General features: G+C 75.0%; 9 protein-coding genes. 6 read left to right on the top strand and 3 right to left on the bottom strand.

Annotated features, from left to right (window positions below):
* The first annotated feature begins 486 nt into the window (after nt 1-486).
* Nucleotides 487-1,407, top strand: coding sequence for a JmjC domain-containing protein (locus ACFWPT_RS23595; protein ID WP_380484003.1), 921 nt, complete (start codon nt 487-489; stop codon nt 1,405-1,407).
* Between the two features lie 101 nt (nt 1,408-1,508).
* On the opposite strand, the gene ACFWPT_RS23590 is transcribed toward ACFWPT_RS23595, so the two are convergent.
* Entirely contained in the window at nt 1,509-1,640 is a 132-nt protein-coding gene (locus tag ACFWPT_RS23590) for a hypothetical protein (RefSeq protein WP_279634947.1), read from the bottom strand.
* Between the two features lie 255 nt (nt 1,641-1,895).
* Between ACFWPT_RS23590 and ACFWPT_RS23585 the strand changes: the two genes are divergently transcribed.
* Nucleotides 1,896-5,390: a lantibiotic dehydratase gene (locus ACFWPT_RS23585; RefSeq protein ID WP_380484001.1), complete on the top strand. Its 3,495-nt coding sequence runs from the start codon at nt 1,896-1,898 to the stop codon at nt 5,388-5,390.
* Nucleotides 5,387-6,766 (top strand): lanthionine synthetase C family protein, encoded by a 1,380-nt coding sequence (locus ACFWPT_RS23580; protein WP_380483999.1) that lies wholly within the window; start codon nt 5,387-5,389, stop codon nt 6,764-6,766. Before ACFWPT_RS23585 ends, ACFWPT_RS23580 begins: the two co-directional genes overlap by 4 nt.
* Nucleotides 6,767-6,856: 90 nt before the next feature.
* Here ACFWPT_RS23580 and glmS read toward each other — a convergent pair whose 3' ends face one another.
* Together glmS and ACFWPT_RS23570 are read right to left on the bottom strand one after the other, a co-directional pair.
* Complete coding sequence (gene glmS, locus ACFWPT_RS23575; protein ID WP_063350342.1) at nt 6,857-8,683, bottom strand: glutamine--fructose-6-phosphate transaminase (isomerizing); 1,827 nt, start codon at nt 8,681-8,683, stop codon at nt 6,857-6,859.
* Between the two features lie 110 nt (nt 8,684-8,793).
* On the bottom strand, nt 8,794-9,069 hold the full coding sequence (locus tag ACFWPT_RS23570) for a hypothetical protein (protein ID WP_063350341.1): 276 nt from the start codon (nt 9,067-9,069) through the stop codon (nt 8,794-8,796).
* A 206-nt stretch (nt 9,070-9,275) separates the two neighbouring features.
* On the opposite strand from ACFWPT_RS23570, the gene asnB reads away from it, so the two are divergent.
* From asnB to ACFWPT_RS23555, 3 genes are all read left to right on the top strand, one after another.
* Nucleotides 9,276-11,126 carry an asparagine synthase (glutamine-hydrolyzing) gene (gene asnB, locus ACFWPT_RS23565; RefSeq protein WP_363370787.1) on the top strand — a complete coding sequence of 617 codons (1,851 nt, stop codon included), beginning with the start codon at nt 9,276-9,278 and terminating at the stop codon, nt 11,124-11,126.
* A 239-nt stretch (nt 11,127-11,365) separates the two neighbouring features.
* The gene (locus ACFWPT_RS23560; RefSeq protein WP_380380151.1) at nt 11,366-12,484 is read left to right on the top strand and encodes a hypothetical protein; all 1,119 of its coding nucleotides are present in this window, start codon (nt 11,366-11,368) and stop codon (nt 12,482-12,484) included.
* A gap of 160 nt (nt 12,485-12,644) precedes the next feature.
* Nucleotides 12,645-14,069, top strand: a complete 1,425-nt coding sequence (locus ACFWPT_RS23555) for a pyridoxal phosphate-dependent decarboxylase family protein (protein ID WP_380483997.1) — start codon at nt 12,645-12,647, stop codon at nt 14,067-14,069.
* Nucleotides 14,070-14,090 lie beyond the last annotated feature (21 nt).

Genomic DNA, 14,090 nt, shown 5'->3' with positions numbered 1-14,090 from the left:
GTCGGGGGGGGTGCGCAGCTCGGCGACCCGGGGCCGGTCGGCGGGGGCGCTGCGGCGGTGCATCCCGCCCCCGCCGCCGCCCGGCCGGCCGCGCGGCGGGGTGTGTCGCTCGTCACAGATGCCCGGAACGGCTCGCCGGCGCCCTCGGGGCGGTGCGGGGCGGCCGGCGCCCGGTCGCCGCCGCCTGTCGCGCCGGAGGGCGGGCGGGCTGCCGCGGGAACGGGTCGCGGCCGCCGCCGTCGACCGCCCGACCTGGGGGTCGGGACGCGCCGACCGGGGGCCGGTGCCGGCACCGCTCGCCCGATTCGCCCCTCGGCCCGTCCGCCCGGGACGGGCCGCCACGGCGCATCGCGATTGCCGCCCCGTGGCACGAAGCTGGCCGATCCCGGGCTGGTTGGCGGATTCTCGCTGAACCGGAATCAGATGTTCATCCGTAGGTTATGCGACGGTCGACCGGTGGTGGGCCGCTGGACGGAGGGATGGACGATGGGACGAGTTCTGACCGAATTGGTGGGCGACGCGGCGACGTTCGCCAAGGCGCTGGAGGAACGCCGGCCGGAGGTGTTCCGCACCGCGGGCTGGCCGGCGGGGCTGCCCCGGCCGGGCGAGTTGGACGAGGCGCTGCGCGGCGGACTGCTGCGGGTGCCCTACGTCGAGATGGTCCGGGCGGGTGAGGTCGTCCCGCCCGCGGAGTTCTGCACGGCCCGGGTGGTCGCCGGGCGCCGGGAGGAGGGCTTCGCCGATCCTGACCGGATCGCCGCCCTGCTGGCCGAAGGCGCCACGCTGCTGCTGCCGCAGCTGGACCAGTGGCACGCGCCGGTGCGCGCGCTGGCCACCGACATCGCGGTCGAACTGGGCCGCCGGACCGAGGCGTTCTGCTTCGCGACGGGCGCCGGCCGGCGCGGGCTGGACGTGCACCGGGACGACGCGGACGTGCTGGTCGTCCAGCTCGCGGGGAAGAAGGAGTGGACGGTCCACGAGGCTCCCGCCGACGGGCGCTGGCGCCCGGGGCTGGCCCCCGAACCCGGTGCGGTGGCGCTCAACTCGGTGCTCGAACCGGGTGAGGTGCTGTACGTGCCGCGCGGGGCACCGCACACCGCGACGGGCCACCAGGGCCTGTCGGTGCACCTCTCGTTCACGATCCGGGAGGCGGGCACGGGGCAGCTGCGCGGCGCCGTCGGCGAGTGGCTGGCCGGCGGCGACTGGGCGGCCGGGCTGCCGGAGCGCCCGGCGACACCGGCGGAACTGCTGGACACGGCTGCGGAGGTGCTGCGACTGGGCCGCGCCCGGCTGGCCGAACTGACCCCGCAGGAGCTGCTGCGGCTGGCCCGGGGGCCGCTGCCCGCACCGGTGGCGGACGACGGTCGGGCGGTGCCGGGTCACGGACCGCTGGCCGCCGGCGGCTGAGCCGGGCCGAGACCGGGCGGGGCCCGGACGCACGAGGGCGCGGTCGCCCGGACCGTCTGGTCCGGGCAACCGCGCCCCGTAGTGCCGGTACTGCTACCGGACTAGATGCACCACGGACGGGTGCAGGACCCCTCACAGGAGATGCTGAACGCGGACTCCTCCTGCTCGCCGAGCTCGGTCGAGACCAGGTCCTGCACGTCAAGGTCGAACAGCTCCAGCATGTCGTCGGCCATGAGGGCCTCCTTTCGTCAGTGCCACGGTTGACCGCGGCGGGCTGCAGCGGACGTTAGGCACTCCTGCATGGGCCCAGCAATGGTTCTGCACGGATGAATGGATTAACTCAGCCAAAAATCGAAACAGTTCGATCGATGGTGGACAGTTTTCGATCGCCGGGGTAGACACGACCCGACCCGCCGTCAGGAGTGCGAACCGCGTGGCGGCATCGGCACGAGGCGTGTGGCACGAGACACCGAGGCACGAGGAGCACAGTGGTCGAGACGCACGGAGCGCCCCAGGACGGACTCTTCACCGCGACCGGCCCGGTCCTGCTGCGGACACCCGCGCTGCCGCGCTCGCACCGTCACACCGTCCCGGCCGACCCCGCGCACCCCGCGTCGGGGTCCGCCGACACCGCGCTCCTGGCACACCTCGCCGAGGCCGCCGCCGACCCGGCCCTGCGCGAGGCGATCGAGCTCTCCAGTCCCTCCCTGGCCGACCTGCTCGACCAGGTCGCCGCAGGCGCCGTGCCCCGCCCGGCCGCGCTGCGCCGGGCGGCCGAGGCGGTCAGCCGCTACCGGCTGCGGATGGCCACCCGGCCGACGCCGTTCGGGCTGATGGCCGCGGTGGTGCCGGCGCGCTTCGGCGCGGCGGCCAAGGTCCGCTGGGGCGGGGCCGACCACCGCGCCCTGCGGCCCGACCTGGGCTGGCTGCTCCCGCTGCTCGACCGGCTGCGGACCGACCCGGCGGTGCTGCCCGGTCTGCGGCTGGCCGTGGACCAGCAGGCCCGGCTGCGCGGCGGCCGCCTGGTGCTGCCGTACCTGCCCGAGCGTCGGCCCGCCGCCGGTGCCAGCGCCGGTGCCGGTACCGAGGTGGAGCCGGTCGCCGAACGGACCGTACGGGCCACCGCCGTCGTCCGGGCCGCGATCCGGACCGCCGCCGAGCCGGTCCGGCACGCCGACCTGCTGGCCGCGCTGACCGCCGACTTCCCCACGGCCCCGGCCGAGGCCGTCGCGGCCCTGGTCCGCTCGCTGGTCGGCCAGGGGTTCCTGCTCACCGACCTGACGCCTCCGCCGGACAGCACCGACCTGCTCGGCCATGTGCTCGACCGGATCCCCGCCGACCACCCGGTGCACCCCGAACTGACGGCCGTCCGCACCGCGTTGACGCAGGCGGCCGCCCTGCCCGGCGGACAGGCCACCGACCTGCTGCGCGAGCTCCGGGCCCGGATGACCCGGCTCGCCCCGGCCGACCGCCCGCTCCACGCGGATCTCGCCCTGGACGCCGAGGTGGTCCTGCCGGACCAGGTCCGCACCGAGCTGGAGCGGACCGCCGCGCTCCTCTGGCGCCTGTCGCCGCAGACCCCCGCGCCCGAACACCTGCGTTCGTACCACGCGGAGTTCGTCGAGCGGTACGGCACGGACAGCCCCGTCCCGCTGGCCGAACTGCTCGACCCCGACACCGGCCTGGGGCCGCCGGCCGGCTACCGGCGCCCGGCCGGCCCCCGCGGCACGGCCAACCCCCAGCCCACCCGGGCCCGCACCGACGCCGACGCGGCCCGCGACCGGTTGCTGGCCGAACTGGCGGCGGGCGCCCTCGCCGACCGGGCACCGGACGGCACGCTGCCCGAAGTGCTCCTGGACGACGACCTGCTGGCCCGGCTGACCCCGCCGCGCGACGAGGCGGGCGGCGCCGCCGACACCCCGCCCGCCTCCCTGGAGCTGTACGCCGAACTCGCGGCGGACTCCCTGGAGGCGCTGGACGCCGGGGACTTCCGGCTCGTGCTCTCCCCCGTCGCCGGCAGCGACCGCGCCGGAGCCAGCTTCGGCCGCTTCGCCACCCTGCTCGCGGGCGCGGGCAGCGACCCCGACCCGGCTGCCGACACCGGGACCGGCCTGGGCCCGTCGGCGGGTGACCCCGCCGCGGCCGGCGGGGCGCTGCTGGCCGAGGCCGCCGGGTCCGTGCGGTCCGCCGGGCCCGCCGGGCCCGCCGGATCCGCCGGATCCGGCGACGACAGCGCACTCGAAGCGCACCTGGAGTTCACCCCGTACCGCGCACGCCATGCCAACATCGCCCTGACCCCGCGCTGGCTCGACCACCGGGTGGTGGTCAGCGCCTTCGCCGACCCGGGCGGCCCCTCCGTACTGCCGCTGGACGACCTGGTCGTGCTGGCCGACCCCGACCGGCTCGCGGTGTACTCCCGCCGTCTAGGCCGGGAGGTCCGCGTCGCCACCCATCACGTGCTCAACCTGCGCAGCGGTGCGCCCAACGCGGCCCGTTTCCTCCAGGAGGTGACGCTGACCGGGCAACGGCCCTGGCAGCCCTGGGACTGGGGGGCGGCGAGCAGCGCGCCCGTGCTGCCGCGGGTCCGCCGGGGCCGGGTGGTACTGGCCCCGGCCACCTGGCGGCTGACCGCGCCCGTCCCGGCGGCCTCCGCCCCGTTCGAGCAGTGGGACGAGGGCCTGGCCCGCTGGCGCCGACGGTGGGGAGTGCCGGCCGCCGTCCGCCTGATCAGCGGCGACCAGCGGATCAGCCTGGACCTCGACCTCCCGTGGCACCGGCGGCTGTTGCACAGCCAGGCGCGGTCCGCCGAGCCCACCGTGCTCCAGGAGGAGCCCAACCCGGCCGGCGACGGCGGCTGGCTGTGCGGACCGGATGGTGCGCGGACCGCCGAACTGGTGATCCCGCTGCGCCGCAGCACGACCGGGCCGGCGACGGCCGGACCGCGCCGCCCACTGCCCGCCCGACGCGCCCGGACCGTCGAACTCCCCGGCGGATCCTGGCTGTTCGCCCGACTGGCGGCCACCGAGGCACGCCAGGAGGAGATCCTGGTCGAGCACCTGCCCCGGCTGCTCGACGCCCTGCCCGCCGACGTGGACCGCTGGTTCTTCGTCCGCTACCAGGACTCCGCGCCGCACCTGCGGCTGCGTTTCCACGGTGCGCCGCCGGTCCTCGCCGCCCAACTGCTGCCCACCGTGCACGACTGGGTACGGGAGCTGCACCGGGCCGGGCTCGCCGCCGACCTGCGCCTGGAGGGCTACGCGCCGGAGACCGACCGCTACGGCGGCGCCGAGGTGCTCGCCGACGCCGAGCGGGTCTTCCAGGCCGACAGCCTGGTCGCGCTGGCGGCACTGCGACTGGCCCGGGCGGAGCGCTCGCTCTCCCGGGACCTGCTCGCCGCCGTGAACCTCGCCGGCACCGCGCAGGCCTTCCTGGCCGGCCGCGCGGGGCAGTCGGCGGGGCAGTCGGCGGGGCAGTCGGGGGGCCAGTCGGCGAGGGACCGCGTTCCTGACGGCGGGCCCGAGAGCCGCACCGACCTGCCCGCCGACCTGCCCGCCGACCTGCCCACCAGCCTCTCCGCCGGCCGGCAGGCCGTACCACCGACCGTCCCCGGCGTGCCCTCGGTCGGGGCCTGGCTGGCGGGGGTGTATCCGAAGTCGGAGCGCCACCACCAGGCGTTCCGGGCCCAGCGTGCCGCCGCGTTGCGGGCGATCGGCCCCGACGGGCCGGCCGCCCCGGCGGGCGGCCTGCTGCCCGCCGACCCCGCGCTGGCCGACGCCTGGTGGCAGCGAGCCGTCGCACTCGCGCGGTACGCGAGCCGGGTGGAGCCGTCGTCGGCCGACCCGGTGCTGGCCTCGCTGCTGCACATGGGCCACAACCGGCTGATCGGGATCGACCGCGAGGCCGAACGCCGCGCCTACGCACTGGCCAGGGGCGCCGTCGAGGCCCACCGGGCCCGCCGCTCCAGCCCGCGGGAGGCGCGATGAACACGACGGATCCGATCCGCGCGGTGGCCGAGTTGCTCAGCAGGCCCGGTGCGCTCGAAGAACCCGCCGCCGACGCCACAACGCCCTCGGCGTCCGCGCCGCCCGCAGCGGCGCACGCGCTCGGGGCCGGCCGCAGCGGCGCCGCGCTCACGCTCGCCGTACTGGCCGACCGCGAGGACGACGCCGCGCTGCGCCGCACCGCCCACGGGCACCTCGCGGCCGCCGTGAAAGCCCCCGGGGCGATGCGGGGCGGCGGACTCTTCTCCGGCGCCGCCGCGATCGCCTTCGCCGCCCGCACCATGGCGCGGCGCCCCGGCGAGTACCGCACGCTGCTCGACGGGCTGACGCCCCGGGTCCGGCAGGCCGCGGCCGGGCGCGTCGCCGACCTGCGCGCCGATCTGGCCGCCGGCACGGGCCTGCGCGCCCACACCTTCGACACCGTCTCGGGCGCGGCGGGCCTGGGCCGGCTGCTGCTCGCGCTGGAGCCGGCCGGCCCGGCGCTGGCCGACCTGCTCACCGCGCTGGTCGCGCTGGCCGAGCCCACCGGCGACGTGCTGCCGCGCTGGTGGACCGCCGGTGGACCGGGACTGCCCGGCGCGGATCCCGGGTTCCCCCGGGGGCACCTCAACCTGGGCCTGGCACACGGAGTCCCGGGCCCGCTCGCCCTCCTGGCACTGGCCAGGCTGCGCGGTGTGCAGGTGCCCGGACAGGACGAGGCGATCGAGGCGCTGGCGAGCTGGCTCGCCGACCGGCGGATCCCCGGCCCGCTCAGCCCGGTCGATCAGGGCGCCCCGGTCGACCCGGCCAGGCCCGCCCCGACCGAGCCGGCGCCCACGGGCCCCGACGCCGCTGGGGGTCGGCCCGGTGTGGGCGGTTCCTGGCCGATGACCGTGCGCGTCGAGGACGAGGAGGCCGGCCGGCCGCCGGCCGACCAGCCGACGCGGGCGGCCTGGTGCTACGGAACCCCCGGTGCGGCCCGCGCACTCTTCCTGGCGGGCGCGGCCCGCGGCCGCTCCGACTGGCGGACCACCGCCGTCGCGGCGCTGACCGACACGCTGCGCGACCCCGCCGGCTGGAACCTCCAGGGCCCCGGGCTCTGCCACGGCACCGGCGGCCTGCTGCGGATCGCCCAGCGGATGGCCGAGGACTCCGGCTCCGCCGAACTGACTGCCCGCCTGCCCGCGCTCGCCGCCACCGTCGCGGGCCGGCTCGACACGGCACTCGGCGCCGGCGACCCGCCAGGCCTCCTGGAGGGGACGGCCGGCGCGGCCCTCGCCCTGCACGCCCACGCCCATGCCCGTACCGCCGCGCAGGCATCCTCGGCGGGCACCGGCGACGCCGCCGAGGAGTGGGACGCCTTCCTTCTGATCTGCTGAGCCGTTGAGCTGCTGAGGCGTTGAACTGTTGAGCTGCTGATCAGCAGGAAGGCCGTCCCACCCGCCAGGCCGTCACATCTTCGGGGCGCCCTACTCCACCGTCACGCTCTTCGCCAGGTTGCGCGGCTTGTCGACGTCGCGACCGAGGGCCACGGAGGCGTGGTAGGCGAGGAGTTGGAGCGGAATGTTGAGCAGCAGCGGGTCGAGCTCGGGCTCGCTCTTGGGGACGAGGACGCAGTGGTCGGCGAGCTTGTCCTCGGGGCGGCGGTGCGCGATGGCGATGACGCGGCCGGAGCGGGCCTTGATCTCACCGAGGGTGGTGAGGTTCTTGTCGAGCAGTTCGTCGTCCGGGACGAGTGCGACGGTGGGCAGTTCGGGGCTGATCAGCGCCAGCGGACCGTGCTTCAGCTCGCTCGCCGGGTAGGCCTCGGCGTGCACGTAGGAGATCTCCTTGAGCTTCTGCGCGCCCTCCCGGGCGACCGGGTAGCCGCGGACCCGGCCGATGAACATCATGCCCGCCGATCCGGCGTACTCGGCGGCGAGTTCGGCGATGGCCTCGGTCTGCGCGAGCACCTCGCGGATCTGGTCCGGCAGCGCCTTCAGGGCCGCGACGATCCGGCGGCCGTCGGCGGGCGAGAGGTCGTGGATGCGGCCGAAGTGCAGGGCGAGCAGCGCGAAGGCGACCACGGTGGAGGTGAAGGCCTTGGTGGAGGCGACCGAGATCTCCGGACCGGCGTGCAGGTAGATGCCGCCGTCGCACTCGCGGGCGATGGCGCTGCCCACGGTGTTGACGACGCCGAGCACCCGGCCGCCCTTGCGCTTGATCTCCTGGACGGCGGCCAGCGTGTCGTAGGTCTCGCCGGACTGGCTGACCGCGATGTAGAGCGTGTCCGCCTCGATCACCGGGTTGCGGTAGCGGAACTCGGAGGCGGGTTCGCTGTGCGCGGGGATGCGGGAGAGCTCCTCGATCAGCTGGGCGCCCATCTCGCCGGCGTAGTAGGCGGATCCGCAGCCGAGGATCTTCACCCGGCGGATCTCGCGCAGCTCCCGGGCGTCCAGGTTGAGGCCGCCGAGGTGCGCGGTGGAGAAGCGCTCGTCGAGCCGGCCGCTGAGCGTGCGCTCGACCGAGCCGGGCTGCTCGTGGATCTCCTTGAGCAGGAAGTGCTCGTAGCCGCCGGTGTCGTAGGAGTCGATCTCCCAGTCCACGGTGGACGGCTGGTGGTGGGTGGTGCGGGCGTCGGTGGTGAAGGTGCGGAAGCCGTCGGCGCGGACGGTGGCCAGCTCGCCGTCCTCCAGGTGGACGACCTGGCGGGTGTAGCGGACGAGGGCGGACACGTCGGAGGCGACGAACATCTCCTTCTCACCGAGGCCGAGCACTATCGGGCTGCCGTTGCGGGCGGCCACGATCCGGTCCGGCTGCTCGGCGTCGAGCACCGCGATGCCGTAGGTGCCGACCACCCGGCCGAGGGCGGCGCGCACCGCGTCCTCCAGCTCGACGCCCTCGCCGACGTGCGCGGCGATCAGGTGGGAGAGCACCTCGCTGTCGGTCTCGGAGCGGAACACGACGCCGTCGGCGGTGAGCTTGGCGCGCAGTTCGTCGGCGTTCTCGATGATGCCGTTGTGGACGACGGCGATCCGCTCGGCACCGTCCAGGTGCGGGTGGGCGTTGGCGTCACTGGGCACGCCGTGGGTCGCCCAGCGGGTGTGGCCGATGCCGGTGCCGCCCTTGAACCGGGCCGGGACGGCGGCGGCCAGGTCGGCGACCCGGCCCTTGACCTTGCGGACCTTGAGCCCGCCGGTGCGCCCGGTGACGGCCACGCCGGCCGAGTCGTAGCCGCGGTACTCCAGCCGGGCCAGGCCCTCCAGCAGGAAGGGGGTCGCGTCCTTGGGGCCGATGTAGGCCACGATTCCGCACATGCGTGGTCTCCTCTTCGTGAATGCCGTGAATGCCGTAAGTGCTGCAAGTGCCGTAAGTGCCGCGAATGCGCCGGTGCCGTGGATCCGCCAGTGCCCCGCCCCGGCAGCGCTCAGCCGTAGACGATCCGGCGCAGCTGGCGGGCCGAGAGCTCGGGTGCCGCGACCCGGCGGGCGGGGAGTTCCTCGGCGAGCCGGGTGAAGATCCGTTCGTTGGTCAGTCCGCGTGCCTGGAGCTCGCCGTGGCGGCGGCGGACGTACTCCTCGGTGCTCTCGGAGAAGTACGCCAGCACCTCCGCCACGACCCGCGCCGCCTCCCGGGGCCCGAGCGGGCTGGTCCGGGTGAGGTGGGCGAGGAGGTCGTCGTGAGGGTGGGGTGAGCTCGGCACGAGTGAGGAGCCTAGGCCGCGCCGCCCGCCGGGGCCAAGAATCTTGCCCGAATTCGGGCAGACTTTACGACTTTCAGCTCAACCAACCAGTCACATGGTCATCCCCAGCCCCTCCCGACCCCTTCCCGACGCACCCTTGTAGCCACACCCCTCCGACACGTAGCGTCATTTTCCGCATACGTAGCGGAAGAACCGGAGGCTTGCTGATGTGCGGGATCACCGGATGGGTCGCCTTCAATCGTGACCTCACCGCCGAACGGGCCGTCCTCGACGCCATGACGGCCACCCAGATCTGCCGCGGCCCGGACGCCGGCGGCGTCCACCTGGAGCGACACGCCGGCCTCGGCCACCGCCGCCTCGCGGTGATCGACCTGGAGGGCGGCGTCCAGCCGATGACCGTCGAGCACGACGGCCGGCTGCTGGCCGCGCTCACCTACAGCGGCGAGGTCTACAACCACCGCGAGCTGCGCGCCGAACTGAAGGCGGCCGGACACCGCTTCCGCACCCGCAGCGACACCGAGGTCGTGCTGCACGCCTACCTGGAGTGGGGCGAGGGCCTGGCCGAACGCCTCAACGGGATGTTCGCCTTCGCGATCTGGGACGCCCGAAGCGAGGAACTGCTGCTGGTCCGCGACCGGATGGGCGTCAAGCCGCTGCACTACCACCCGACCCCCGACGGCGTGGTCTTCGGCTCCGAGGTGAAGGCCATCCTGGCCCACCCTTCGGTCCACCCGGTGGTCGACCTGGACGGGCTGCGCGAACTGCTCGCCTTCACCCGCACTCCGGGCATCACCCCCTACCGGGGCATCGTCGAGGTCCGGCCCGGGCACGTCGTCCGGGTCCGCCGCGAGGGCGTGTCGGTGCGCCGCTACTGGGCGCTGGAGGCGCGCGAGCACACCGACACCCTGGAGGCCACCGTCGCCACCGTCCGGGCCCTGCTGGACGACATCGTCCACCGCCAGCTCGATTCGGACGTCCCGCTCTGCTCGCTGCTCTCCGGCGGCCTGGACTCCAGCGCCGTCACCGCCCTCGCCGCCCGGGTCCTGCGCGCCGAGGGCGCCGGCCCGGTGCGCTCCTTCGCCGTCGACTTCGCCGGCCAGAGCGAGAACTTCCACGCCAGCGAGGTCCGGCCGACCCTGGACGGCCCGTACGCCCGGATGCTGGCCGAGCACGTCGGCGCCGACCACAACGTGATCGAGCTGGACGCCGCCGCGCTCACCGACCTCGCCCAGCGGGACGCCGTCCTGCGCGCCCGCGACCTGCCCGGCGGCTTCGGCGACATGGACATCTCGCTGCTGCTGCTCTTCCAGGGCGTGCGCCGCCAGTCCACCGTCGCCCTGTCGGGCGAGTCCGCGGACGAGCTGTTCGGCGGCTACCGCTGGTTCCACGACCCGAAGGCCGTCGCCGCCGACGACTTCCCCTGGGCGGTCTCGCTGACCGGCCTCGGCGGCCAGGGCGCCGGCCCGCGCGAACACCTGCTCGACGCCGGCCTGCTCGCCGAACTCGACCTGGCGGGCTACCGGAAGGCCCGCTACCGCGAGGCACTCGCCGAAGTCCCGCACCTGCCGGACGCCGATCCGCTGGAACGGCGGATGCGCGAGATCTCGTACCTCCACCTGACCCGCTTCGTCTGCATCCTGCTCGACCGCAAGGACCGGATGAGCATGGCCAACGGCCTGGAGGTGCGGGTGCCGTTCTGCGACCACCGGCTGGTCCAGTACGTCTTCAACACGCCGTGGGCGATGAAGCACTTCGACGGCCGGGAGAAGAGCCTGCTGCGCGCCGCCGTCCGGGACGTGCTGCCGGACGCCGTCGCCGACCGGGTGAAGAGCCCGTACCCGGTCACCGAGGACCCGCACTACCCGGCGCTGCTGCGGGCCGAGCTCGCCCGGCTCGCCGCCGAGCAGAAGTCCCCGGCGCTCGCCCTGCTCGACCGGCGGCGCCTCGCCGACGCGCTCGATCCGGACACCGACCCGCAGTCCGTCCGGCTGGCCGTCGACCTCGCGCTCGAACTGCACACCTGGCTGACGGACTACCAGGTGACGCTGGACATCTGACGGCCGCCACCCCGGGCGGCGCGGCGGCTGCGACGGCGGGCCGCTGCGCCGTTCGGGTGATTGATCCGGGTGACGGATCCCGGGGTGATCATCCGGAACCAACCCGCCGCGCCCGGGCGTCGGACGGTGCGGTAGCGTCGCCGACACCTCCCGAATGGCGGGCGAAAACGCGGATTCCCGCCGGCGTGCCGTCAGGATGGGAGCGAACCGTCCACCTCGATCCGCCGGGGGATCACCTCATGCAACCGCGGGTATTCGCGATTCTCACCGCCCTGCTCCTGGGCGTCCTGGGCCTCGGGTCGGTGGCCGTCACCGACTGGTCGCCCGCGCCCGGCGTCGCGGCGACGGCCCCGGCCGTCACCGCGGGCACCGGCGCCGCCGCACCCGGTGTCGCGCCGGCGGCCGCGAGCGCCACCCCGACCGGCGACCCGGCGGTGTGGACCCGCTCGACGCTGCGCAACAAGCTGATGGCCGAGATGGACGCCACCGACCCCGGCGTCGCGCTCGCCGACCTCGACAAGATCACCAAGGAGAAGCCGTACACCGTGCGCTTCTGCCACCCGATCGCGCACGAGCTCGGCCACGCGGCGGTCAAGCGCTTCAACGCCGACTTCCAGAAGGTCATCTCCTTCCCGCACGAGACCTGCGCGGCCGGCTACCTGCACGGCGCGGTCGAGGAGATGCTCAACGCCTCCGCCCAGCCCGAGGTGGACCTGCTCAAGCTCTGCGCGCCCAAGAACACCGGCCCGTGCATCCACGGCGTCGGCCACGGCACCATGTTCGTCGCCAAGCAGGACGTCCCCAAGGCGCGCGAGCTGTGCAGCAAGTTCCCCAGCGACCAGAACAAGATCCGCTGTTCCGAAGGGCTGTTCATGCAGCTCTTCGGCCCGGACGAGGAGGACGAGAAGGCCAAGGCGAACCTGCCCGCCGACAAGCTCGCCCAGGACCCGCTGTACCCGTGCAAGGACCAGCCGGGCCTGTTCCAGTCCGCGTGCTTCTTCTACGCCCCGACCTTCTACCTCTCCTCGCACGACTACCCGAACCACCCCGAGGTCTACGCCGACGCCCTCAAGTGGTGCCTCAGCGGCAAGGCCAGCGGCGGGGCGACCGACTGCAGCCGCGGCGTCGGCTCGCGGACGATGAAGTACAACCTCGACCGCGAGGACTGGGCCGCCCAGCAGTGCGGCACCGCCGCCGACGGCTGGCAGCGCAAGGCCTGTGCCGAGGGCCTGGTCAGCTACTACACGGTGAACTACACGGACGACGGCGCGGCCGGCCGGCTCTGCGCCAAGATCACCAACAAGGAGATGCAGGGCTACTGCCGCTCCGCCAGCGGCCTGTCCAGCTCGCTCGACTGACCCGCCGGTCCCACCGGGACCGACCACCCCGTCTCACCTGGAGGGCCCGCGCCGCACGGCGCGGGCCCTGTCCGTAGGATCGGCCGACCGGTCCACCGGACCGAACGATCAGGGTGCGCCGAGGACGCCGCGCCTCCCCCGCCCCTGGAGAGCCGCCATCATGACCACCGAGGACTTCCGCGCCGCCGCGCACACCGCCGCCGACCTCGTCTCCGACTACCTCGCCGAACTGCCCGGGCGCCCGGTCTGGCAGCCGATGGACGACACCGCCCGCCGGGCCCTGCTCGACGCCCCGCTGCCCGCCGACGGCCGCCCGCTCGCCGACCTCCTCACCGCCATCGGGCAGGACGTCCTCCCCCACCCGATGGGCAACGGCCACCCCCGCTTCTTCGGCTGGGTCAACTCCGCCCCCGCACCCGCCGGAGTCCTCGCCACCCTCGCCGCCTCCGCCATGAACCCCAGCTCGGCCGGCGGCGACCACGCCGACGTCCACCTGGAACGCGCCGTGGTCCGCTGGATCGCCGAGCTCGTCGGCTTCCCGCACCCGGCCGGCGGCGGCCTGCTCACCTCCGGCACCTCGATGGCGACCATCGTGTGCCTGGCCGCCGCCCGCAACCGCGCCGCCCGCCGGGCCGGCTGGGACGTCCGCGAGGACGGCCTGGCCGGCCTGCCGCCACTGGTCGGCTACGTCACCGGCGAGACCCACTCCTGCGTCCGCAAGGCCGCCGAACTCCTCGGCCTCGGCAGCCGGCACCTGCGCACCGTCGCCACCGGGCCGGACGGCCGCCTCGACCCCGCCGAACTGCGGGCCGCCGTCGAACGCGACCGGGCCGCCGGACTGCTGCCCTTCCTGGTCGTCGCCTCGGCCGGCACCGTCGGCACCGGAGCCGTCGACGACTTCGGCCCGATCGCCGACCTCTGCGCCGAACAGCGCCTGTGGCTGCACGTCGACGGCGCGTACGGGGCCTTCGGCAGGCTCGACCCGGCCATCGCCCACCGCTACGCCGGCCTGGAGCGCGCCGACTCCCTCGCCCTCGACCCGCACAAGTGGCTGGGCGTGCCCGTCGACTGCGGCTGCGCGCTGGTGCGCGACACCGAGGAACTGCGCGCCACCTTCAGCCTCGTCCCCTCCTACCTGCGCGACGAGGCGGCCGGCGCGCTCGGCTGGTTCTCCGAGTACGGCACCGAGCAGACCCGCCCGTTCCGCGCGCTCAAGGTCTGGGCCACCATCGCCCACAAGGGCCGCGACGGCATCGCCCGGGACATCGCCCGCTGCACCGCCCTCGCCCGCCGCCTCGGCGAACTGATCGAGGCCGACGGGGAGTTGGAGATGCTGGCCGAGGTACAGACCTCCATCGTCGCCTTCCGCCACCGCACCCCCGGGCACGACGAGGCCGCCGTCGACGCCCTCAACCGCGAACTCCCCTCCGCCGTCCAGCGGCGCGGCCGGGTCTTCGTCACCGGAGCCCGTCTCGGCGACCGCGAGATGCTCCGGGCCTGCCTGCTCAACGCCGCCACCACCGAGGCCGACCTGGAGCTCCTGCTCGCCGAGGTCAAGGCGGCGGCCGCGGACCTGCAACCGTAACGCGGGCCCGGCGACCTTAAC

This window comes from Kitasatospora sp. NPDC058478 (genome assembly GCF_042720345.1).
Taxonomy (GTDB): Bacteria; Actinomycetota; Actinomycetes; order Streptomycetales; family Streptomycetaceae; genus Kitasatospora.
This window is presented reverse-complemented; position numbering and strand designations above follow the sequence as displayed.